Origin of the sequence: Obesumbacterium proteus, assembly GCF_001586165.1 — a bacterium.
GTDB classification, from domain to species: Bacteria; Pseudomonadota; Gammaproteobacteria; order Enterobacterales; family Enterobacteriaceae; genus Hafnia; species Hafnia protea.
Map to the genome: position 1 here is coordinate 3,291,069 of NZ_CP014608.1, position 22,068 is coordinate 3,313,136.

Below are 22,068 nucleotides of genomic sequence, written 5' to 3' on the forward strand. Positions count from 1 at the left end.
TATAAATAGCGACACCAACACGATGTGGTGGTTATTCTGCTGGGCCTGCTTTTCGCCCTGGCTGAGCATCAAAACTCATTCCCGTTTTCCGGCGACTGTCGTCACCCATCAAATAGAGATAGAGCGGCATGATATCGGCAGGCGTTTTGAGCTTCTGTGGATCTTCGTCTGGGAAAGCCGATGCGCGCATTCCGGTACGTGTCCCACCCGGATTAATGCAGTTTACCCGCAAATTGGTGTTCTTATATTCGTCAGCCAATACCTGCATCATGCCTTCGGTGGCAAATTTGGAAATGGCGTAAGAGCCCCATCCCGCACGGCCGACTTTGCCCACGCTAGAACTGGTGAAAATCAGTGAAGCCGAGGGGGCTTTTAGCAGCAACGGCAGCAGCGCCTGCGACAGCAGCAGCGAGGCGTTAACGTTAACCTGCATGACATCACAAAACTCTTGATAGTCTTGTTCCGCCAAAGGATTAATCGTGCCGAGCAAACCGGCGTTGTTTAATACACCATCTAGATAAGGGTAGGCTGAGGCTAGCTCCGCACCGAGTTTCTGATAGTCAGCTGGTTTTGCCGTTAACAGATCGAATTCAACGATGGCCGCAGGCGACAAACCAAGCTGGCGTATTTGTTCCTGCACGGCCTGAAGCTTACTCAACGTTCTACCCAGCAGAATCAGCTGCGCGCCGTGGCGAGCGTAGGTGAGCGCCGCTTCGCGGCCAATTCCGTCTCCCGCGCCGGTTACAAGAATAATGCGGTTTTGCAAAAGCTCAGGCTGTGGTTGATAGTGCATGTTGTATTTCCTCACGCCGCTTTAGCATCAAGGCTTTTCGGCTGGGTCGGCAAGTTATGACTAAATTGTTTATTTGCTGTAACTAATAGTCGCCGATCTTGACCTATTGCACGGTAGATGGTCAATGGTATTGTTCCTAGAGCGGACATTATGTGCTGAATTTACAGGGACTTTACGTATAAGCCCCTTGAAAATGACGCGTCCGCCAGTATGTTACATACTGGCGGACGCGTTACAGTGGAATAACGCTAATATAAGTAGTATCAGAAAATCTTAAACAAGGCGGTGAATGTGGAATGGTTATCCTTGTATGGCCTATTTTTGGCGAAGGTGATGACCTTTGTGATCGCAATAGGGGCACTGATTGTGTTGTTTGTCAGCCTGCGACATAAAAAGGGAGCGAGCCGCGGAGAATTACAGCTAACAGATTTAGGCGAGCAGTATCGTGATATGCAGCGCAGTATGCAGGAAGCGCGCATGGACGATAGCGCCTTAAAAGCGTGGTATAAGCAGCAGAAAAAACAGGATAAAGAGAAAGCAAAACAGCGTAAAGCCGAGGTCAAACAGGGAATTGCGGCGAAAGAAAAACCGTGCCTGTATGTGCTCGATTTTAAAGGTAGCATGGACGCCCATGAGGTGAGTTCATTACGCGAAGAAATCAGCGCCGTACTGGCTGCCGCTAAGCAGGGCGATGAAGTACTGCTGCGCTTGGAAAGCCCCGGTGGCGTGGTGCATGGCTATGGCTTAGCCGCTTCCCAGCTACAGCGTTTACGTCAGGCGGGCGTGCGATTAACCGTTGCGGTTGATAAAGTCGCCGCCAGCGGTGGTTATATGATGGCTTGTGTCGCTGACCGTATCGTTGCTGCGCCTTTTGCTATTATTGGCTCAATCGGCGTTGTGGCTCAGATCCCTAACTTCAACCGTTGGCTGAAAAAGAACGATATCGACGTGGAGCTGCATACGGCCGGAGAATTCAAACGCACACTGACGCTGTTGGGTGAGAATACCGAGCAGGGACGTGAGAAATTCCGCGAAGAGCTGAATGAAACCCATGAGCTGTTCAAAGAGTTTGTCAGCCAGCAACGTCCATCACTGGATATTAATTCCGTTGCAACCGGCGAACACTGGTATGGGATCCAAGCGAAAGAGAAAGGTTTGGTCGACTCCGTTGGTACCAGCGACGATCTGTTGATTGCTGAAATGGAAAATCATGACGTGATCGGCGTGCGTTACACCCGTCGTAAACGCATGATGGATCGCTTCACCAATAGCGCCGCGAACAGTGCCGATCGCCTGATGTTACGTTGGTGGCAACGCAGTCAGCGTTACGATATATAAGATAACATTGTTAATATTGAGTAACGTTAATGAAATTAAAATGCCCCTTTAAAGGGGCATTTTTTTAACTATTCAATTCAGAATGATGAATTAATCTTCTAAATGATATTTTTCAGATAATACATGAGCGAGGTGTTTAAACATATTAAACACGGCGGTCGTTTTGCGGGTTGGAATTCCGTCTTCGTCGAGGAAAAACTCGCCGCGGAATACTAATACGTCGCCTTTTTGCTCGACTTCGGTCGCTTCCATACCCTGCATATAATCTTCGTGCTCTTTAATGATTTGGTTTGCTTCTGCCAGTAGAGCTTCACGTTTGATTGGGGTTGTTTCACCGAACATTTTTCGTTCTCCAACAAATGACGTTGTCTATTAATAACACTGACTAATATAGTACTGCGTACTCTAGGGGTATCGCAAATAATCGCGGTGGCTTGATCTGAGTTTTGGCCGATAATTGGTAAAAATCTCCATTCCGTGCTAATTAAGTTGCGTGATGTTCTCAATCCGGTAGAGTGATGGGTTTTCTGACCTTTGGCGGAACGAAAGATTGTCGTTTTGAATAAAAGTTCCGCATGTCATAAGGTTGCGAGTGCGTTGCTCCTGTTTTTTGTGCCGCACATTGCAGCTGTGTTGAGCAGTTGAAAGCGATTTATAAAAAAATGGCTTGATCTCAGCGCGGTCTGCCGCAATATAAAAAAGAATTTTTCAATCGCTATGATAATGGCGAACAAAGGCTTCTGGAGACAGAAGGATTCATTCAGGTAAAGGTAATTATGGGTAAAGCTCTCGTAATAGTTGAGTCCCCGGCAAAAGCTAAAACGATAAATAAGTATCTGGGTAATGACTACGTGGTTAAGTCCAGCGTCGGTCATATCCGCGATTTGCCGACCAGTGGTTCAGCCAGTAAAAAGGGCGCAGCCTCCGCTGAAGATAAAGCGAAGCCTAAAGTCAAAAAGAATGAGCGTGAAGCGCTGGTTAATCGTATGGGCGTTGATCCTTATCACGGCTGGAAAGCGCAATACGAAATACTCCCAGGTAAAGAAAAGGTTGTTGCAGAGTTAAAAACATTAGCTGAAAAAGCTGACCACATTTATCTCGCAACCGACCTTGACCGCGAAGGGGAAGCCATCGCGTGGCATTTGCGTGAGGTGATTGGCGGCGACGAAAGTCGTTATAGCCGCGTGGTGTTTAACGAAATCACTAAAAACGCTATTCAGCAGGCATTTAATAAACCCGGCGAATTAAATATCGACCGTGTAAACGCACAGCAGGCGCGTCGTTTTATGGACCGCGTTGTGGGCTACATGGTTTCTCCGCTGTTGTGGAAGAAAATTGCCCGTGGTTTATCTGCCGGTCGTGTTCAGTCGGTTGCTGTACGCTTGGTTGTCGATCGTGAACGTGAGATCAAAGCGTTTGTTCCTGAAGAATATTGGGAACTGCGTGCCGATCTGAACGATAAGAATGCCGTTGCTCTGCAAATGCAGGTTACGCATCACAAAGACAAACCGTTCAAACCGGTTAATGGCGATCAAACTCAGACCGCCGTTAAGGCGCTGGAGAATGCGCATTACACGGTTTTAGATCGTGAAGATAAGCCAACCAGCAGCAAGCCTTCTGCGCCGTTTATTACTTCCACGTTGCAGCAGGCCGCAAGCACGCGTCTTGGCTTTGGCGTGAAGAAAACCATGATGATGGCCCAGCGTCTGTATGAAGCCGGTCATATCACCTATATGCGTACTGACTCCACTAACCTGAGTCAGGATGCGGTGAGCATGGTGCGTGAGTATATCGGTGAAAACTTCGGCGAACAGTATATGCCGAAAGAGCCGAATACCTACGCCAGCAAAGACAACTCACAGGAAGCGCATGAAGCGATTCGTCCTTCTGATGTGAACGTGCTGTCTGAACAGTTAAAAGACATGGAAGCAGACGCTCAGAAGCTTTATCAGCTGATCTGGCGCCAGTTTGTTTCTTGTCAGATGACACCGGCAAAATACGATTCAACCACGATTTCCGTGAAAGCGGGTGATTATACGTTGAAAGCGAAAGGCCGCACTTTGCGCTTTGATGGTTGGACTAAAGTTCTGCCTCAGCTGCGTAAAGGCGACGAAGATCGCACATTACCATTTGTCGAAATTGGCAGTGAATTGACGTTGCAGCAGCTCTTACCTAGCCAGCACTTCACCAAACCACCGGCTCGCTTTAGCGAGGCATCGTTGGTTAAAGAGTTGGAAAAACGGGGTATCGGTCGTCCTTCTACCTATGCGGCAATCATTTCAACCATTCAGGATCGTGGCTATGTGCGTGTGGACAACCGCCGTTTCTACGCTGAAAAAATGGGTGAGATTGTCACTGACCGTCTGGAAGAAAATTTCCGTGAGCTGATGAATTATGACTTCACCGCGCACATGGAAAATGGGCTCGATCAGGTTGCGAATGCCAAAGAAGATTGGAAAAACGTGCTTGATGGTTTCTTCCAAGACTTCAGCAAACAGCTTTCAGTCGCTGAAAAAGATCCAGAAGAAGGGGGTATGCGTCCGAACCAAATGGTTCTGACCAGCATTGCTTGCCCAACCTGTGAACGTCAGATGGGAATTCGTACCGCAAGCACCGGCGTTTTCTTGGGTTGTTCTGGCTATGCGCTACCGCCGAAAGAGCGTTGCAAAACCACGATCAATCTGGTGCCGGAAGCCGAAGTGCTGAACGTGCTGGAAGGCGATGATGCTGAAACCAACGCATTGCGCGCTAAGCGCCGTTGTGCTAAGTGCGGCACGGCGATGGACAGCTACCTCATCGACAATCAGCGCAAGCTGCATGTGTGTGGTAACAATCCTGCCTGTGACGGCTACGAGATTGAAGAGGGTGAGTTCCGCATCAAGGGCTATGACGGTCCGATCGTTGAGTGCGAAAAATGTGGTTCTGAAATGCACCTGAAAATGGGGCGTTTCGGTAAGTACATGGCATGTACCAACGAAGAGTGCAAGAACACCCGTAAGATCCTGCGTAACGGCGACGTAGCGCCACCGAAGGAAGATCCGGTTCCACTGCCTGAATTGCCGTGTGAAAAGTCAGACGCTTACTTCGTGCTGCGCGATGGCGCTGCGGGTGTGTTCTTAGCGGCGAATACCTTCCCTAAATCGCGTGAAACGCGTGCGCCTCTGGTGGAAGAGTTAGCTCGTTTCAAAGATCGCTTACCTGAAAAGTTGAGCTATCTGGCCGATGCACCGCAGAAAGATCCTGAAGGTAATAAGACGATGGTGCGTTTCAGTCGTAAGACTAAACAGCAATATGTCTCTTCAGAAAAAGACGGCAAAGCGACAGGTTGGACTGCATTCTTCGTTGACGGAAAATGGGTCGAAACCAAGAAATAATCTAACGCTTTTTCGCTAAAAAGTGGTTAAAACCGGTCAGGATTACTGACCGGTTTTTTATGCAAAAACCAAAATCTGTAATGCAAAATCTTGTGCATTAATTTGCATAACTATTCATCTTTGCATCAAGGCAAGCGACCTAGTTTTTTGGCTTAAAGCCTAAATGCGAATGCTATCGAGACTTTAATTAATTCCATAAATAATTCGTTATGATCTTGTTACCAGACCTATACAGATCGGCTCAAAATGATATAGTGGTTATATAAAAGCAATTTAAATGATTGTTGAGTTATTAACATTGCGGTCAATGTAGGGCAAAACGGGTTTAAATCGGCACAGAAAGCCCAAGGCTTGAGTGTAGGCCTATTGCCAAGGGGTGCTCCTATCCAGACTGCCATCGCGTTAAGTTTCAACCTAGGATGGTATTAGCTATGAAATTGCAGCAGCTTCGTTACATTGTGGAAGTGGTGAACCACAATTTAAATGTGTCATCGACCGCAGAAGGCCTATACACCTCTCAGCCGGGCATTAGTAAGCAAGTACGAATGCTAGAGGATGAATTAGGTATCCAGATTTTTTCCCGCAGTGGAAAACATCTGACGCAGGTCACGCCAGCAGGACAAGAAATTATCCGCATTGCGCGTGAAGTTTTATCCAAAGTTGATGCCATCAAAGCTGTTGCAGGGGAACATACCTATCCAGATAAAGGGTCGCTGTATGTGGCTACGACGCATACTCAGGCCCGTTATGCGCTGCCTCCGGTGATTAAAGGCTTTATCGAACGCTATCCACGCGTATCTCTGCATATGCATCAAGGCTCACCGACGCAGATAGCGGAAGCGGTTTCTAAAGGGAACGCCGATTTTGCTATCGCGACCGAAGCCCTGCATCTTTATGATGATTTGATTATGTTGCCTTGCTACCACTGGAATCGTGCCGTGGTGGTGAAGCCTGACCATCCGCTGGCTGGGAAAACCTCGATCACCATTGAAGAGCTGGCCGAGTATCCGATTGTTACCTATACCTTCGGCTTTACTGGACGTTCAGAGTTGGATACGGCCTTTAATCGTGCGGGTCTGACACCTAAGATTGTGTTTACTGCAACCGATGCCGACGTGATCAAAACCTATGTGCGTTTGGGCTTAGGGGTAGGGGTTATCGCGAATATGGCGGTCGATCCGGTTCAGGATCCGGATTTGGTTACGGTGGATACCAGCGATATCTTTACCTTTAGCACAACAAAAATCGGTTTCCGCCGCAGTACGTTCCTACGTAGCTATATGTATGATTTCATCCAACGTTTTGCTCCGCATTTGACGCGAGACGTTGTGGATACTGCGGTTGCATTGCGCTCAAATGAAGAAATTGAGGCGATGTTTAAAGATATAAAACTGCCGATCAAATAAGAATATTCTTTAACGAAAAAGGAGCCTGATGGCTCCTTTTTTATAAGCTTAATCAATCAAAGGTTATTAATTAAAATTTCCAACGCATCCATGTAAATAAGACATTTCCGTTATTGTAGGTTCCTGGGATATACGTTGTTTGAATAGAAAAACGATTATATTCAATAGAAACTAAAGGTAATACAAGCGGAATAGGGATATAGGAGTAATCATCACGAGCCGTGATGCTGGCCGTATATCCTGCACCAAAGCGCCAACCATCTCGGTCGCCAGGGATCCACATCCATTCAAAACCATAGCCGATAATAGGCTCAATTTTATTGTGAGAGTCTTTAAACGCCATGGCATACAATGAATGCCAGTTGTCATTTTCATCGTAACGATAGACGCCAAAACCCGCGCCCCATGGGCGTTCGTTATACCTGTCGGTTTTCTCTTTGTCGTACATGGCACGGTTGTGCCAAGTGTTTAGCGGCACGTACAGTTCGTAATTATCGGCATTCCATGTTTGTTTAACCTGATCGGTAAACGAGCCCCAAAAGCTGCTAGCTTGCTGCGTCTTTGAGTGTGACTCAGGTGATTCGTTGGTTGATGTTGGTGTTTGCGCAAAAACAACGGCGGGCACCAATAGCGATAGACAACCAATATACAGGCGACCTGTTTTCACTAGTTTCATTATTATTCTCGGTAATATCTTGTTTTTAATTTGGGAAGTCTTTCAGCAGAGAGGCGCGATCGAAGAATTATATCGAAGCAAATATCTTATTGTTAGGAATAAATTATATCATAGGATTGTTGGCAAAGTTGAATGAAGTATAAACAACAGGAAAAATACAGATTTTCCTGAAATGGAAATGGGCCAATAGTGGACACAAAAAACTTATCAAATTCGTATTGGTAAGCTAATGGTATTATGATCTTTCTGCTATAGAAAGCAGTGGTACTACATGGTCTTAGCCTGAGAGTTTGTTCTTTTTGTGGATTAGAGAAGGGAGGGATGCGGCGCGTCTCTGGTTTCAATCTATACCGAGACACTATCACGTCATAAAATGCGGTAGAAATGTAACAATTTTTTAGCAAACTCCCTGCTGTTACTGCAATAAATCTCCGTAGAATCGTATTATGCATCACACATTCCATTTTCGTACTCATTATTAGTTAATTTCATCGTCGGAATAGGTGACTCTCCGTCCAGAATAGCGTAAAAAGGTAGCGACGGAGGAGATGGAGAACGGCATAAATCGGTGCTTAAATAAGCAGTTTCATGCAGCAGATAATTCTGCGAGTGGCAACAGTTTTTGGCACAAATTAGCTTAGTTTTCCGCCGACCGTTTTATTTCTGTGCGACGTGTCGTTCACTGGATAAAAATGGCTTGCCATTGAATACGTAGTGTGTGATAACGCATCTGGGTAAAACGAGGTACAGTTCTGTATATGTGTGGCATTTTCAGTAAAGAAGTTCTGAGTAAAAACCATAGCGTTGACTACCACTTCTCTGCCGATTCTTATCTTAGTGCCTCAAGCAGTAACGACTCTAGTTTGTCTATCTAACGCCCTAGGGCGGTTTAAACAATCCAAAGGAAATACTCAAGATGGCTAAGATCAAAGGTCAAGTAAAGTGGTTCAACGAAGCTAAAGGTTTCGGTTTCATCACCCCGGCTGACGGCAGCAAAGACGTGTTCGTACACTTCTCTGCAATCCAGGGTAACGGTTTCAAAACTCTGGCTGAAGGTCAGCACGTTGAGTTTGAAATCCAAGATGGCCAGAAAGGCCCATCTGCAGTTAACGTAACTGCAATCTAAGACAGCGTCAGCTGTTAAAAACCCGCTTTATGCGGGTTTTTTTATGCCTGAAATTTGAGATGCGCGGCTAGGATAGGATGATTAGCCCAGAGTACTGATTACGGCCTTTGATTCCGGGATGCTCAGGTTCTCGTTCGCGCCGATGCGCATTGCGCCGAAAACTGGTATAGCGGAAATAGTGGGTTGCTTCAGGTTGATGTTCGCGAGTGCAAATTGTGCATTCAGATAGGTTATCGACATCAGCGAATCCCAGACCACGCAGTTTGGCCTGTGCAATAGCCACGAGATCTAAATGTCGGAAGCGGGGAGAGATCAACGCTGATTCATAAGGCAGCGCTTGATGAAAACGTTCGACCAACGGTTCATCCACTTCATAGCAACATGCCCCAGCGCTAGGGCCAATAGCGGCCATCCACTGTGAAATATCATCATCTTGCGCAATACGCTGTGCAACCTGTTCTAAAACGCCGTCTATGAGCCCACGCCAGCCTGCATGAGCCACTGCAATGGCTTTGCCGTCTTGGCGGCTGAAAATCACGGGTAGGCAGTCTGCGGTGAGTATCGTCAGCAAAATGTTTGGCTGGTTCGTAAAAAGTGCATCACATTCGCCGCACTCCTGATTGGGCGTTGCCACATCCATTACGCGGATCCCATGCACCTGCTTTTTTTCAGGCATTGTTTCCCGATAGGGGATTAATGCTGTTGGCATTAACGCTGTTTTGCGACCGAACCCATAACGAATATTGGGAATGTTGTGCCAACCTGAGATTGCCATACGCTGTCCTATTCGATCTTTTTCAAATTTGAGGGCCTCAGCTTAGGAGGTATTGGCGTGATAGAAAAGGGCGATAACGCTTTTAGCTGTAACGTCGACGTGCGGAGTCGGTTGCATCACTGACTGGCGTTATTTAGACTGTTGCGCTTTAACGTCTGTATGCGGGAAATCCAATGCCTTATCAGTGTCCTCTTTGCCAGCAACCGCTGGAAAAAAACGATCATCAGTGGCGTTGTGCCAATAACCACCAGTTTGATTGTGCAAAAGAGGGATACGTAAATCTGATGCCTGTTCAGCACAAACACTCCAAGCAGCCGGGAGACAGTACTGAAATGATGCAGGCACGGCGTGCATTTTTGGATCAGAACTACTATCAGCCGCTGCGTGACGCCGTTTGTCAGGCAATTAAGGCGCATATGGCGCCTCAAACCCGTCGTATTCTCGATATTGGCTGCGGAGAGGGATATTACACCTCTGAAGTGGCAAAACAGTTTAGCGAGCAGGATATTGCGGTTTTCGGTCTGGATATCGCGAAGGTTGCCATTCGCTATGCGGCGAAGCGCTATCCAACGGTGTCATTCTGTGTCGCCTCAAGCCATCGTTTGCCTTACGCCGATGCGTCGATGGATGCTGTGGTTCGAATCTACGCACCTTGCAAGGCTGAGGAGCTGGCCCGCGTTATTGCTCCAGAAGGCATTCTTGTGACAGTGTCACCGGCTCCGCGCCATCTCTACCAGCTCAAAGAGCAAGTTTATGACACGGTGCAGTTGCACGCAGAAAACACAGAGTCGTTTGAAGGGTTTACGCTCATCGATGATCAACAACTGGCGTACACCATGATGTTGCCGGGAGAGCAGGCCGCTAATTTACTGCAAATGACACCGTTTGCTTGGCGGGCAACGCCTGATGTGGCTGAAACATTGAAAAACAGAACAGAATTTGAGTGTGAAACCGATTTTGCTATTCGTGTGTATCGCCGTGATTAAGCGCTTGATTGATATAAAAAAGCCCGCATGATGCGGGCTTTTTTATAGAGGCGATTCTTAGAAGAAGGGGCCGATATGCTCATGTAAAATTGAGAAGCCTATACCGATAAGTACTACGCCGCCTAAAATCTCTGCGCGCTTGCCCAACAGTGGGCCAATAAAGCGGCCAATCATCATGCCCAAGGTCGCCATAATCATCGTTGCTAAACCAATCGCCATCGCGGTATGGAGAATATTAACCTGTAGGAAGGCTAATCCGACGCCGATAGCCATCGCATCCAAGCTGGTTGCAATCGCCGTGGTGACGAGCAGCCAAAAAACCATGACGACGCACCGGTTCTGCATTTTCATCATGATTGCCTTTCCAGCCTTCATAAACCATACGACTGCCGAGCACGAAGAGCAGGGCAAAAGCGACCCAGTGATCCCATTCCATAATGAACTTGCTGGCCAGTAAACCAATTCCCCAACCAATGAGCGGGGTAATCGCTTCTACGACACCAAAAATAAGACCAGTACGGAATGCTTCACGAAAGCGAGGTTTGTGCAGGGCGGCACCTTTACCAATTGACGCAGCGAAAGCGTCCATGGACATGCCGAAAGCGAGGATAACTGTTGCGGATAAATTCATGAAAAATACTCGGCCGGGTGTTCCATATACACGTAACCCACCCCCAACCATACGACGGAGCTACGTGTCTATGGTCTCGCCTGTCCGCGCTTAAGATGCTGATAATCAGCAAGCGGGCTGCTCGTACCACGTTCCATGCTAGGAACGAGTATGTTGACACGAGCGCGCTCAAAAACTGAATATTAATCAGCTAGAACGCCGGCTACTCCCCAAATTGACGGAGGCGATCATACTCTATTTCTTTAGAGAATAACAACGGCATATTTTACAGGGGAAATCAATGCTAATGATAATTATTATTAAATGGGTAATGACAGAGTAATAATAACGTTTTAAGTCGTAGTGAGATTCAGTACAAATAGCAGTATTAATATACTGAATCTCATTAATGGTGGGATTTGTTTGTTATTTCTGCTCAACGAAAAACTTCAAAATCAAGTCTAAATCATCCATTTTAGCGACTTGAATCAGTAGCCTACGCTTCTCTAAGTCAATAACCAGATAGCCGTCTTCTGACATGTTCATATTTTTTATGCGGCTGTATAAAATAAAAACATTACCGTAATAAAAACCGGTTTCTTTAAATAAGATTTTTGGCCAGCGAATATAAAAAACATAGATAGCGATAATAGCGAGAGTAAAGAGTAACCAAGTAGTGAAATGAGAACCATTATTAGTTATGTTTTGATAAGCAAGAATGGCTAACAATCCAACAAATATTCCACTGTCGGCTTTATTACGACGTTTTAAATTAACCTGTAAACGTGTTTTTCCGTTGCGCCTAGGCATGATGATTTCATCATAGACGGCGTAAAGAATAAACAGCAGGATAAAAGCCAACAGTGCGATATCAGTTAAAGACATGAATACTCCAAACACAAAATAAAAAAGCCGGATAGGGCGAACCCTATCCGGCTATTCATACGATTACAGACCGAGCAGACCGATCCAGTAGCCGAAGATACCGATGAAGAAGAAGCCGATAATGATCCACAGCGCGTTGACTTTCTTACGCAGCAGCCACATACAGCCGAAGGTCAGCAGCAGTGGGATCAGGCCTGGCATCAACTGGTCCAGAATGGTCTGAACCGTGGTTACCGTGGTGTGACCGGTTTGGTCAGTGATGCGGGATACCACAAGCGGAATGTTGACGTGCGTCCACTTGTTAACCAAGGCCCCCATAACAAACAGACCTAGGATCGATGCCCCCTCCGTCAGTTTCTGTAGGAAGCCACCGCCCATATCGCTAACGATATCAACACCTTTCTTATAACCGTAAGCTACGCCGTAGTAACGAACCAGCAGACGAACCAGGTTAAACAGAACGAAGAACAGGATAGGGCCCAACAGGCTACCGGTCATCGCAATACCTGCACCTAACGCTGCAAATACAGGACGTACAGTACCCCAGAAGATTGGGTCACCCACACCGGCTAACGGACCCATCAGACCGACTTTGATACCGTTAATGGCACCATCGTCGATCGGAGCGCCGTTCGCACGCTGTTCTTCCATTGCCGCTGTAACACCCAAGATAGGGGCCGCAACGTATGGATGTGTGTTGAAGAATTCTAAATGACGCTTGATTGCTTGCTTGCGCTCATCTGTATTCTCTGGATACAGGCGACGGATAACCGGCACCATGGAGAAACAGAAACCCAATGCTTGCATACGTTCAAAGTTCCAAGAACCTTGAAACAGGTTAGAGCGCAGGAATACGCCGCGCAGATCGCCTGCGGTGAGTTTCGTTTCAGTTTTTGGAGTTGCAACTGATGATGTTGTATCAACCATTTCTCTCACCCTTTCCTAGTCTAATTCGTTATCAAGGTCGTTATTGCCGGCAGCAACTTGTACAACCTGAGATTTGTTGTATTTAGGGCTGAGCTGGATATACAGAATAGCCATCATCAGACCCAGAACACCCAACGCAACCAGGTTGAAGTTAGTGAACGCAGCGGTAACGAAACCTAAATAGAAGAAAGGCATCAGGTAGCCAGCGCGCATCATGTTGATAACCATCGCATAACCAACTACGACGATCATGCCACCCGCGATAGCCAGACCAGAGGTCACGACTTCAGGGATTGCATTCAGCATGGTGTGAACAGCATCAGTACCTACAGAGATTGCAACAACAACCGCAGGGATCGCGATACGCATTGCTTGCAGAATTAACGCAGAGCAGTGCAGAACGCTAATCGCACGCAGGTCGCCACGCTCGGCCGCGCCGTCAGCCGCGTGCTGGAAGCCCACGGTGATAGTACGAACGATGATGGTCAGAACCTGACCTGCTGCTGCCAATGGAATGGCCAGTGCGATACCCGCACCAACGCTTTGCCCACCGGCGATAACCAGAATGGTGGAGATAATGGAGGCCAGTGCCGCATCGGGTGCAACAGCCGCACCGATGTTCATCCAACCCAAAGCGATCATTTCCAGCGTACCACCGATAATAATACCGGTTTTCATGTCGCCCAGAACGATACCGATCAGGGTACAAGCCACCAGTGGACGGTGAAACTGGAATTCATCAAGGATGGAACCCATCCCTGCAATACACGCAACAATAAATATCAGTACAATCTGAAGAGTTGTAATCTCCATTGCACTTCTCCTCTAACCAAAGAGCTGAGTTTAAAAACACGAACCGGCAAGTGCGCGATTCAGCGTTAGTTCATTTTATTGATTAATTCCATCATCTTCAGACGGCTATCGCTGGAGACCTTACGGACTTCCAATTCAATGCCGCGTGCATCCAGTTTTTTGAATGCTTCGATGTCTTTTTCGTCTACGGATACTGCGTTGGTGATCTGGGTTTTGCCCTGACGGAACGCCATACCACCGATGTTTACAGATGTGATGTTCACACCGTTTTCGACTAAACGCACCACGTCGGTTGGGTTAGTGAAAAGCAGCATGACACGGTCACGGCCGTAAGCTGGGTTGTTATAAACACGGATCATTTTTTCGACGTCAACCACGTGAGCAGTAACGCCTGGAGGAGCAACCTGTTTGAGCAGGGTGGAGCGAACGTGGTCAGCTGCAACTTCATCACTCACAACGATGATGCGGCTCACGTTAGTTTCTTTTGTCCAGCGAGTAGCAACTTGACCATGAATCAAACGGTCATCGATACGTGCTAAACCGATCTTCATGTGGTCTTCTGGGCCCATTGGAGCCTGAGGTGCTTTTGGCGCAGCCGGTTTTGGCTGTGGTTTAGCTGCTTCAGGTTCTTTTGCGCGCAGAGCTCGGACGCCTTCACGGCCAGTTTCCAGCGCTAATGCAACCAACTCGTCAAAGCTAGGGTCGTCGTCACGAGCCATGAATGTTTCTACCAGCATTGGAACGTTAACGCCGGTAATCACTTCATAGTGCTCTTTGTCCGTGACAATACGGCTTGCCGCATTGAAAGGACTTCCACCCCAAGTATCAACCAAGAAGATCACGCCCTTGCTGGTATCCAGATGGGTTAATCTCTCGTTGTACTTTTCAATTAACGTTTCAGCATTTTCACCGGGAACGAAATCGATGTAGGCAACGTTGCTTTGTTCGCCTAGCAGCATTTCTGCGGTTTTGAGCAATTGCTCAGCCGCTGCCCCGTGAGTGCCGATGATAATAGCAATACTCACTCGCTACCTCCTCTCTACTTGCTAGCATGCTTTTACGGTGTGAAATAACTCACTTTCTCAGCATGGAATTAAGTCAAAAAACCGTTTGTAGATACGTCCTTGTGGAGTAACTGCTCGCCAAATAATTCTTGGATCTCACTGATGAATGCTAAGTGCCTTAAGTATCAATCAGTTAGCTTCATGAATCGATTCAGGCGAAAAATCCCAAATCTTCTTTAGCGAGATTTATTTTAGTCAGTAAAAAAATAATTTATGTGACGACCATCTGCTATTAGCACATGTAAATTATAAGAAATATTTAGATGCTGGATTTGTGCGCAATATGAGTAACAGAGTATTGACAAAAAATGACAAAATGTGTGCGCTGATGCTCTTTTGGATAGCTTTATTTCTTGTTAGCATAAAGTTTCTTATTACTGTCAGGAGTATTGGGTTAAACCCACCGTATGGACCGTCCCCGACGCCCTTTAATTTCTTCGCTATTCTCTACACTATTCTTTATGCCCGGTGATGTTTTGTTCCGTGGCTTGTCTTTGCTGAATGCATGCTTTCTTAGTGATCTGCGGTTTATCGCAGGCCTTGGGAAATTAACGCGCTGTTTTAGCCAATTTTCAAACGGGCTGAAACGTCGTGCACAGCAAGATTCTGTTGCCGTTCAACAATTCTCTTTTCACATTAACGCGGAATAAAACATGGAATTCTTACTCGATCCGTCAATTTGGGTGGGTTTACTCACGCTGGTGGTTCTCGAAATTGTTCTGGGCATAGACAATCTGGTATTCATTGCAATTTTGGCAGACAAGCTACCGCCGAAGCAGCGAGACAAGGCGCGTATCATTGGCCTTTCTTTAGCGTTGCTGATGCGATTGGGGCTGTTGTCCGTCATCTCTTGGATGGTGACGCTAACCCGTCCGTTATTTAGCGTAGGTGATTTTAGCTTTTCAGGGCGAGATTTAATCTTGCTAGTCGGAGGGCTGTTCCTCCTGTTTAAAGCCACCATGGAGTTACATGAACGGCTGGAAGGGCATACCCATGAGGTAAACAACCGTGGATATGCCAGTTTCTGGTCGGTCGTGGTGCAGATCGTTATTCTTGACGCTGTGTTCTCACTGGATGCCGTAATTACGGCCGTGGGCATGGTAGATAGCCTGCCGGTGATGATGTGTGCGGTCGTGATTGCGATGGCGATTATGCTGCTGGCGTCTAAGCCGCTGACCAACTTCGTTAACGAACATCCTACCGTCGTGGTGCTATGTTTAAGCTTCCTGCTGATGATTGGTTTGAGCTTGTTGGCAGAAGGTTTCGGCCTGCATATTCCAAAAGGCTATCTGTACGCCGCGATTGGCTTCTCAATTCTTATCGAGATGTTTAACCAAATTGCGCGTCGTAACCACATCAAACATGAGCGCCGTCGCCCAATGCGCCAGCGTACTGCTGAAGCTATCATCAGCATGATGGGCGGTAAGAAAGACAAGCAAAACGGTCACCGCAGTGAAGACGTGGTCGCAACTAAAGAAGAAGAGACTTTTGCAGCCGAAGAACGCTATATGATCAGCGGCGTGTTGACGCTGGCCTCACGATCTCTGCGTACCATCATGACGCCGCGTAATGAAATTACCTGGATAGATTGCCAGCGCACGCCGCAGGAAATTCGCAGCCAACTGCTGGAAACACCGCATAGTTTGTTCCCTGTTTGCGACGGTGAGTTAGACCAGCTGATTGGCATTGTCCGCGCCAAAGATCTGCTGGTAGCGTTGGACGAAGGGATCTCCGTGGCTGAATATGCTGCGAAAAGCGCGCCGATCGTAGTGCTGGAAAGTTTAGACGTGATCAACGTGCTAGATGTATTGCGTCAGGCAAAAGGGCGCTTAGTCATCGTGAGCGACGAATTCGGTATGGTTCAAGGCTTGGTGACACCGCTAGACGTGCTAGAGGCGATTGCGGGTGAGTTCCCGGATGAAGATGAAACGCTAGATGTCATCAAACAGGAAAATGGCTGGTTAGTAAAAGGAGGCACTGACCTGCATACCTTGGAGCAAATGTTGGGCTGGGATGGCTTGGTGAGCGAGTCTTCATCAGATTGCGCTTCGGTGGCCGGTTTACTGTTGGCCCATTTTGATCAGATGCCGCAGGCAGGTGAGAAATTAGAGCTGCACGGCCTGCGTTTCCAAGTCATGGAAGTCAAAGACTACCGCATTGAGCTGATTCACATTGAGCGTATCGAAACGCCGGATGAGCACGAAGAGGAATAACAGCCGTTACTAACAATTGCTAATAACAATCGTGACTCACTACGGTTAAAACTTCCCTCCCACATGGGAGGGAAGTTTAATAGTTTCAATCAATTAATCATTCTGTTTGGGTTTAGCATATTGCTGAGCCAGCCACTGCGGAAACTCTGCAATCGGCATTGGACGCGCAAAGTAAAATCCCTGCATCGCACACACGCCTAGCTGGCGCAGATAATCAGCCTGCTGGCGAGTCTCAACCCCTTCAACGATGAGCTTCAGTTTGAGCTCTTTGCCCAACGCAACAATGCTGCCGAGCACTTTGGCATTAATGGCATCTGTACCGATGGTTGCACAGAAAGTCTTATCAATTTTCAACACGTCGGGGTGCAGGTTTTGCAGATAACTCAATGAGCTGTGACCTGTACCGAAATCATCCAGCGCTAAAGATGCGCCCATGGCGCGCAGCTGAGTCAGCTGTGCATAATCTGCGGGCTGCAATTCCGAGCGCTCGGTGAGTTCTAGCATGAGCTTTGTTATGGGATTAAATTGATACCACAGCTTATGCAGATCGCGTGCAAGCTGACCTTGAGCAAAATGTTCTGCGGCAATATTAATACTGATATAAAAATCAGGCGTCTGCGGGAACAGATGTTTATTTTGTTCTAGCGTATACAGAAGGTGGCGCGTGAGCGACTGAACTAAGCCGTGTTGTTCGGCCAGAGGAATAAAGATATCCGGTGAGATCCAGCCTTGGCGCTCATCATACCAACGCAGCAAGATCTCCACTCCGTCACATTCTCCGCTCTGGCTTTGAATTATCGGCTGGCAATAGAGCTGGAATTGTTTGCGCTGGATTGCCGAAGAGATGTGATAAGCCAAATTCATCCGATTAGCCGAAACCATAAAGACGATAATACCGGCGAGCATAAAGACTAGCAGCGAAAGTGGGATGTGCTGAGGAAGGGAGCGTAGCGCCAGTTGCCAATCTGGATCGGAAAAAACACCCACGGAATAGGCATAGCGTTCAGAATTAAGCGCGACGCTAGGCTTATCCGTGATATCTCGTGTTTGGCGAATCATCTCTTGCCCATAAATCAACGTCTGTCCTTCAACGTTGAGGGCCATGTAATTCACATAGGGTTTTTGCGGCTCAAGAATAAAGCTGGAAAGCATCGCGATATGAAACACGTGGATCATCCCGCTGTGAGGATCCGAGCGTGTTGGCACCCAAAAGAGTAGCGTAGGGCTCCCGCGTTTCACCAATAATGCTGCTTTAAGCATCAGGTTATGGCCGGGCTTAGCAAAGGTAGGAAACATCACGTCAAGCTGATAGTCGCGGTGGCCGAATAGGCTAGAACAAAAAATCACGTCGTTTTTTACCAACAAAATAGCCCTTACGGTCTGCAACTGTACTGACATGTTCAGCAAACGTGGTTGGGCCTGGGGACAACTGCTGTTGACCAGTTCGTTATGGGTTGTTGAGATTTCATTGGCTGAATTAAGCAGGCGATCGATTTGTTGTACGGCAGAAAGGGCAGCTTTATGTTGTGCGGTACGCACGGTATCAAGCTCTTGGCTGTAACGTCCACCCATGGAAATAGCAAAAGCAAACAATCCTGCTCCGGCGGCGAGCAGTAAACGGTACAAGCGATACTTTTTAATTGCCACCTTTGAGAAGCGCATCAAGCATCCTTTGACAGGAAAATCCTAGCCAACATACAGTCAATGAATTGTTCACTCTTTGCGTAAGTGTAGCTATTGAAAAGAAAATGTGGACGGATAGTAGCGTAAATATCAACTAGAGGTCGATATTGTGAAGATAATAAAACCGTTACGTGATTAAAAAGCCGCTAAATTAGGATTTATCTACGCAGAACTTACTGTTTTCTATACAGACTTAGAGAAAATTCCGAAGCAGGGAACGAGGGATTTTTAAAGAAACACATTAGCGGTTGTCATGCATTTTGCTTATTTGAGCCAAAAACCCCCTTACTTTTAGTAAGGGGGAAAATTCATTTAATGAGCGAATTGTTGGTGCAGGGCGATAATTTCGCGACCCAACTCCATCAACATGATGGCATTCATCAGGTGATCTTGCGCGTGAACCATCACCAAATGCACGGGGATTTTTCCAGTTCCCTCATCCATTTCGATCAGTTTGGTTTGTACGTGATGGGCTGAGGATAACGCCTCTTGCGCCTGCTGCATGTACGTTTCAGCCTGAGCAAAATCTTTTTCTTCACGAGCGCAGCGGATGGCTTGGAAGACTAAGCTGCGTGCATAGCCGGAGTTAGCAATGAGCTCCATGACTTCATTTTCGAGATCCATGTCTACGCCTCTTCAATCAACGCTAATGCCTGATCGAGTACCTTATCGCCTTTCATAGTGCCGTAGGCCATCATATCGATACAGGCGATTTTCTTGCCGTGCTCCTGAGCGATTTTTTCGCATTCAGGCAGCTTATAGCGGATCTGCGGGCCTAATAAAGCGACGTCAAAATCAGCTGCGCAGGTCTTATAATCGCGAACTGACTTGGCACAAATTTCCGCGTCGATACCGCGTGCTTTGGCAGACTCCAGCATTTTCTTAACCATCAAACTGGTCGACATACCAAGGTCACAAACCAACAGAATTTTTTTCATATTATTTCTCCAAATCTTCTATCAAATGCTGCATTAAAAGAGGGATAGGGCGTCCAGAGGCAACGCTACGGCCACCTTCGCGCCACAGCGCGGTTCCGCTAATGTCGAGATGTGCCCAAGGGATCTCTGGTGGGCAGAAGCGGCTAAGGAAATAAGCCGCCGACGTACTGATGGCGGCGTTGTTAGTCGGGGTGTTGCAAACATCGGCAATGGCGCTTTCAACCTGCGGCGCAAAGCGCGGGTCGAACGGCAGTGACCACACTTCGTCGTGGGTGTGCAGCCCCGCTTGAATGAGCTTGTGACTGAGTTCAGCATCTTGGCTCCATAACCCGCTGAGGTCGTAGCCTAAGGCTTTAACGACGGCACCGGTGAGCGTTGCCATATCGATGATGTACTGCGGTTGTTGATCGTCTAGCGTGAGTTTGCTGGCATAAGCAATCGCATCAGCTAACACAAGGCGTCCTTCTGCGTCGGTGTTATTAATTTCAACGCTAAGCCCTGCATAACTTGTGACAACGTCACCTGGACGCATGGCTTCTGGACCGATCATATTTTCAGCGAGTGCTAAAACGCCAATCAGGCGTACTGGCAGCTTCATTTCAGCGGCTGCCAGCAGTAATCCAAAGACGTTGGCGGCACCGCACATGTCATATTTCATGGTGTACATGCCGTCGCCGCCTTTGAGCCACAGCCCGCCGGTATCGAAGGTAATTCCCTTGCCCACATAGGCGCTGAATGGCCCGTCGGCGCGGCCTTCATAGCGGAGAACCATCAGCCGTGGCGGGTTGGCGGCGCCTTTACCCACCGCATGCAACAGGCCTAAGCCCTGGCGCTCAATCTGTGTTTCTTCCAAAATCTCACAGCGTAGCGTTCGATACGGCGCGATGACTTTCTCAATTTCGGTTACCACAAACTCAGGCGTACACGTATCGCTGGGAACGTCTGCAATACGGCGAGCGGCGATCATGCCAATAGCCGAGGCTTCAGCCTGACGACGTATTTTCTCCACTGCGGCTTGGTCTTGCGGCGAGCAGTAAAGGGAGATGTGTTTAATCCGAACCGCAGACTCGGCGCATGTTTTGAGCCCTAAATCACTCAGTTGATAATCTAGATTAAACAAGAAGATCAGCAATGAAGAGAGCATGGCGCGGTGTGCACTTTTATTGGTGTCCCACAGGCTGCAATCAACAATAAGATCGCTGCATGCCGTTTTACGTAACAGAGGGCGTAGTGCGGCGTGAAGCTTATAGGTTATCGAATCTAACCAATGATCTTCGGGGAATAAGGTGACTCGGCCAAAGGGAGCGCAGCCGTAGGCGCAGTCGGCAACGGAGTGAGCCGCGTCTTTTTGCAGAGCCGACAATAGCGAAGCATTGATTTCGGTTTGTGTTAACAGCGCGCTGCCAGCAAAGGAAATCAGGTGGCTATTTGGGCTAGCTAGAGCGTTATGCGATGCAGCGTTTATTACCTGAGACTTAATCATATTGAGGTTCTCCGATAGGTGCGCGGATCCGCGCCGCATAGTCATTCATCCATGCTTCATCGGCAGGGATATAGTGGGTGCGGTCGGATTGACGCTCGGCGAGGTAAACGGTAGGAGGAAGATCGCGCGTGGCGACGACAAATGAAAATGTTTTGATATTGGTGGATACTCCAAACTCACCCAGTTTGTTCATGCAAACGACGGACAAATCCCCCACGCGACCAAAGCGCGCCATGAGTTTGTCTTCGAGCTCAAATATCACCGAGTCGGCGGCGTCCTGTGGTGTCATTCCGCCTTCCATGCGTCGCACGATCTCGTAGCTGGTACAGCCTTTCATCAAATCTTCGCCAACGCCGGTGGCGGTTGCCGCACCAATTTGGCTATCACAATAGAATCCGGAACCAATAATAGGGGAATCGCCCAATCTGCCGCGGCGTTTCATGAATAAACCGCTGGTAGACGTTGCCACACTCATCGAACCGCGGGTATCCAGACCAATCATGCCGACGGTGTCATGGCCATCGTAGGGGCTGAGCCCTTGATCGATAGTTTCGCGACAGCGCTTGCGATAGTGTTGCATGGCGCGCTCGGTGAGCATGGTTTTTTCGGCAAATCCCTGACTGAGTGCCCATTCACGCGCACCAACGCCAACCAGCAAACTATTGAACCGTTCTCGACTCAGCGCATGCGCCACGCGAATGGGGTTGGCGATATCAACCAAATTACCCACGGCGCCGAACGCTAAGGTATCGCCATCCATGAACGCGGCGTCTAATTCAACCTCGCCGTTTTCGCTAGGCAAGCCGCCATAGCCAACGGATTTGTAAAATGGAAAATCCTCAACGTCGGCAACGGCATTGACCACGGCTTTGGCTGATCGTTCCCCCTTCGCCAGCAGAGTGCTGGCGTGTGTGATGCCTTCTAGCGCCATGCGCCATGTCGCGATCATTCCCCACATGTAAAGCTCCTAATTCTTTG

20 protein-coding genes, 1 pseudogene and 1 riboswitch are annotated in these 22,068 nt (G+C 47.9%); of the genes and pseudogenes, 7 read left to right on the plus strand and 14 right to left on the minus strand.

What is annotated here, in order from left to right:
- Positions 1-31 precede the first annotated feature (31 nt).
- Positions 32-793 carry a YciK family oxidoreductase gene (locus tag DSM2777_RS15690; RefSeq protein WP_061554494.1) on the minus strand — a complete coding sequence of 254 codons (762 nt, stop codon included), beginning with the start codon at positions 791-793 and terminating at the stop codon, positions 32-34.
- Positions 794-1,084: 291 nt separating this feature from the next.
- Between DSM2777_RS15690 and sohB the strand changes: the two genes are divergently transcribed.
- Positions 1,085-2,131, plus strand: coding sequence for a protease SohB (gene sohB / locus DSM2777_RS15695; protein WP_040044848.1), 1,047 nt, complete (start codon positions 1,085-1,087; stop codon positions 2,129-2,131).
- Between the two features lie 90 nt (positions 2,132-2,221).
- Here the strand turns inward: sohB and DSM2777_RS15700 are convergent, their stop codons facing one another.
- A complete protein-coding gene (locus tag DSM2777_RS15700; RefSeq protein ID WP_004094879.1) occupies positions 2,222-2,473 on the minus strand; it encodes a YciN family protein in 252 nt (83 codons plus the stop codon).
- Positions 2,474-2,907: 434 nt separating this feature from the next.
- Here DSM2777_RS15700 and topA point away from each other — a divergent pair, with 434 nt between their 5' ends.
- Positions 2,908-5,505 carry a type I DNA topoisomerase gene (gene topA / locus DSM2777_RS15705; RefSeq protein ID WP_025796836.1) on the plus strand — a complete coding sequence of 866 codons (2,598 nt, stop codon included), beginning with the start codon at positions 2,908-2,910 and terminating at the stop codon, positions 5,503-5,505.
- 431 nt (positions 5,506-5,936) lie between these two features.
- The gene (cysB, locus tag DSM2777_RS15710) at positions 5,937-6,911 is read left to right on the plus strand and encodes an HTH-type transcriptional regulator CysB (protein WP_025796834.1); all 975 of its coding nucleotides are present in this window, start codon (positions 5,937-5,939) and stop codon (positions 6,909-6,911) included.
- A gap of 70 nt (positions 6,912-6,981) precedes the next feature.
- Here cysB and pagP read toward each other — a convergent pair whose 3' ends face one another.
- Positions 6,982-7,587 (minus strand): lipid IV(A) palmitoyltransferase PagP, encoded by a 606-nt coding sequence (gene pagP / locus DSM2777_RS15715; RefSeq protein WP_061554495.1) that lies wholly within the window; start codon positions 7,585-7,587, stop codon positions 6,982-6,984.
- A 758-nt stretch (positions 7,588-8,345) separates the two neighbouring features.
- Here pagP and DSM2777_RS23865 point away from each other — a divergent pair.
- Positions 8,346-8,462: a DUF2627 domain-containing protein gene (locus DSM2777_RS23865; protein WP_071842629.1), complete on the plus strand. Its 117-nt coding sequence runs from the start codon at positions 8,346-8,348 to the stop codon at positions 8,460-8,462.
- A 41-nt stretch (positions 8,463-8,503) separates the two neighbouring features.
- Positions 8,504-8,713: a transcription antiterminator/RNA stability regulator CspE gene (cspE, locus tag DSM2777_RS15720; protein ID WP_004094893.1), complete on the plus strand. Its 210-nt coding sequence runs from the start codon at positions 8,504-8,506 to the stop codon at positions 8,711-8,713.
- 67 nt (positions 8,714-8,780) lie between these two features.
- Here cspE and DSM2777_RS15725 read toward each other — a convergent pair whose 3' ends face one another.
- Positions 8,781-9,488, minus strand: coding sequence for a purine nucleoside phosphorylase YfiH/LACC1 family protein (locus DSM2777_RS15725; RefSeq protein WP_061554496.1), 708 nt, complete (start codon positions 9,486-9,488; stop codon positions 8,781-8,783).
- A 173-nt stretch (positions 9,489-9,661) separates the two neighbouring features.
- On the opposite strand from DSM2777_RS15725, the gene rlmA reads away from it, so the two are divergent.
- Positions 9,662-10,474, plus strand: a complete 813-nt coding sequence (gene rlmA, locus DSM2777_RS15730; protein ID WP_061554497.1) for a 23S rRNA (guanine(745)-N(1))-methyltransferase — start codon at positions 9,662-9,664, stop codon at positions 10,472-10,474.
- Positions 10,475-10,531: 57 nt separating this feature from the next.
- Here rlmA and mntP read toward each other — a convergent pair.
- The 5 genes and pseudogenes from mntP to manX all read right to left on the minus strand — a co-directional run bounded on the left by mntP (position 10,532) and on the right by manX (position 14,734).
- Positions 10,532-11,105: pseudogene (gene mntP, locus DSM2777_RS15735) on the minus strand (manganese efflux pump MntP).
- Positions 11,106-11,112: 7 nt separating this feature from the next.
- Positions 11,113-11,330: riboswitch (yybP-ykoY riboswitch) on the minus strand.
- A 180-nt stretch (positions 11,331-11,510) separates the two neighbouring features.
- A complete protein-coding gene (locus tag DSM2777_RS15740) occupies positions 11,511-11,969 on the minus strand; it encodes a DUF986 family protein (RefSeq protein ID WP_040044853.1) in 459 nt (152 codons plus the stop codon).
- Between the two features lie 63 nt (positions 11,970-12,032).
- On the minus strand, positions 12,033-12,896 hold the full coding sequence (locus DSM2777_RS15745; protein ID WP_025796822.1) for a PTS mannose transporter subunit IID: 864 nt from the start codon (positions 12,894-12,896) through the stop codon (positions 12,033-12,035).
- Between the two features lie 15 nt (positions 12,897-12,911).
- Positions 12,912-13,709, minus strand: a complete 798-nt coding sequence (locus DSM2777_RS15750) for a PTS mannose/fructose/sorbose transporter subunit IIC (protein ID WP_008813635.1) — start codon at positions 13,707-13,709, stop codon at positions 12,912-12,914.
- 65 nt (positions 13,710-13,774) lie between these two features.
- A complete protein-coding gene (manX, locus tag DSM2777_RS15755) occupies positions 13,775-14,734 on the minus strand; it encodes a PTS mannose transporter subunit IIAB (protein ID WP_061554498.1) in 960 nt (319 codons plus the stop codon).
- Between the two features lie 692 nt (positions 14,735-15,426).
- On the opposite strand from manX, the gene DSM2777_RS15765 reads away from it, so the two are divergent.
- Positions 15,427-16,986 (plus strand): TerC family protein, encoded by a 1,560-nt coding sequence (locus tag DSM2777_RS15765; protein ID WP_046457014.1) that lies wholly within the window; start codon positions 15,427-15,429, stop codon positions 16,984-16,986.
- Between the two features lie 93 nt (positions 16,987-17,079).
- Here the strand turns inward: DSM2777_RS15765 and DSM2777_RS15770 are convergent, their stop codons facing one another.
- The 5 genes from DSM2777_RS15770 to DSM2777_RS15790 all read right to left on the minus strand — a co-directional run bounded on the left by DSM2777_RS15770 (position 17,080) and on the right by DSM2777_RS15790 (position 22,048).
- Complete coding sequence (locus DSM2777_RS15770; protein WP_061554499.1) at positions 17,080-18,648, minus strand: EAL domain-containing protein; 1,569 nt, start codon at positions 18,646-18,648, stop codon at positions 17,080-17,082.
- A gap of 333 nt (positions 18,649-18,981) precedes the next feature.
- Positions 18,982-19,293, minus strand: coding sequence for a PTS lactose/cellobiose transporter subunit IIA (locus tag DSM2777_RS15775; protein WP_046457016.1), 312 nt, complete (start codon positions 19,291-19,293; stop codon positions 18,982-18,984).
- Positions 19,294-19,295: 2 nt separating this feature from the next.
- On the minus strand, positions 19,296-19,607 hold the full coding sequence (locus tag DSM2777_RS15780) for a PTS sugar transporter subunit IIB (RefSeq protein ID WP_040044857.1): 312 nt from the start codon (positions 19,605-19,607) through the stop codon (positions 19,296-19,298).
- A gap of 1 nt (position 19,608) precedes the next feature.
- Positions 19,609-21,090, minus strand: coding sequence for a M17 family metallopeptidase (locus DSM2777_RS15785; protein WP_061554500.1), 1,482 nt, complete (start codon positions 21,088-21,090; stop codon positions 19,609-19,611).
- Positions 21,083-22,048, minus strand: a complete 966-nt coding sequence (locus DSM2777_RS15790) for a glycosylasparaginase (RefSeq protein ID WP_046457018.1) — start codon at positions 22,046-22,048, stop codon at positions 21,083-21,085. Before DSM2777_RS15790 ends, DSM2777_RS15785 begins: the two co-directional genes overlap by 8 nt.
- Between the last annotated feature and the right edge of the window lie 20 nt (positions 22,049-22,068).